The 1,391-nt window shown below is 56.7% G+C and carries 1 protein-coding gene; it reads left to right on the forward strand.

All coding sequences use genetic code 11. The features are described from left to right. Positions 1–1,295 (forward strand): thioesterase domain-containing protein (locus LPU83_RS00325; protein WP_244656103.1); only part of this gene is annotated, 1,295 nt, incomplete at its 5' end. Positions 1,296–1,391 lie beyond the last annotated feature (96 nt).

The following is a 1,391-nucleotide window of genomic DNA, read 5'->3' on the forward strand; positions in this document are numbered from 1 at the left end:
TCTGTGGACCCGAGACGGTATCGGACGACGAAGATGACGGAAGCGGGCTTGCCGGCGCCTTGCGCGCGTATGTGAGCGGGCGACTGCCGGACTATATGGTGCCGGCGGCCTTCGTGCGGCTGGAAGCACTGCCGTTGACGGCGAACGGCAAGCTCGATCGCAAGGCGCTGCCGGTCCCCGACGACGATGCCTATGCGCGCACCGTCTATGAAGCGCCGCAGGGCGCGGTCGAGACGCTGCTGGCCGGGATCTGGGCCGAGCTTCTCGGCGTCGAGCGGGTCGGCCGCCACGACAACTTCTTCGAGCTCGGCGGCCACTCGCTGTTGGCCGTGCAGCTACTCAGTCGAGCATTAGATCTTAGGCTGAACTTTAGCGCCGCTGACCTCTTCCAAGCCCCTGTTCTGAAGGACCTTGCATCGAAGATTCATTTGGAGCCACAGCCCAGGACTCCGGGAGTGATTTCCGTACAAGCAACCGGATCGCAGCCACCGCTCTTCTTTGTCCCCACAGGTTTTGGCGATTGTTCCTACGTCCTCAGGTTGGTGGGGGAAATGGACGTAGACTGTCCCGTCTACGCTCTGCCGTGGCCCTCATTCAATAACCTTTGTCCACCAACTCTTGAGGCGATAGCCGCGGAGACCATCGTGGCGATTAGAAAGATCCAGCCGCAGGGTCCGTATCGCTTCGCTGGATACTCATCAGGCGGGATCTTGGCTTACGCCATAGCCCAGCTCTTGCTGGGTCGCGATGAAGCTATATCTTTCATGGCGTTAATCGATGTTACGCTACCTGCAAACGTGACAAAGATATCACCCATCCAAATGGTACGAGACGTCGTGCTCGATTCTTTTGAACCCTTAGATGATGAGAGCTTCGAAGTGTTGGAGCAATTTGCTGGACAAGGTTCAATCGCTCAGCTGCTTGAAAAGGGGCAGCAAATTGGGGCAATAGCTCTGGATCGTAATCTCCATAACGATGTTTTGATGTATGAAAGGACCGCCCGGTTTCACGAGGCGCTGCAGGCGTACCAAGTCCCAACCCTGCCAATTGTGATACATCAGTTTTATGCCACCGAGGCTCTCTTCAGTTCTCGGGCACGACAAGCTAAGAGTTCATTATGCCCAGAGGCACGTTCGCCTATGCGCGGCTGGGACCGAGTCTTGAGTCCGGAGGCCATTACTGCCGTACCGATTGTAGGCGACCACGTGACGATGATGAGTGTTCTGGAAAACCGCAAGGCTCTGGCCCGAGCTATTTCTACACCCTTAACCGGGGTTCTTGAAAAAGATCCCTAGCGAACGGCGTTGGTGCATGGATCGGGACTTGAGCGGATCTGGATCTGTGATGGGGGCTATCTATGTGGTTGGTCCATTGCGGCGGATGGATTTAGG

It is taken from the genome of Rhizobium favelukesii, from assembly GCF_000577275.2.
Taxonomy (GTDB): domain Bacteria; phylum Pseudomonadota; class Alphaproteobacteria; order Rhizobiales; family Rhizobiaceae; genus Rhizobium; species Rhizobium favelukesii.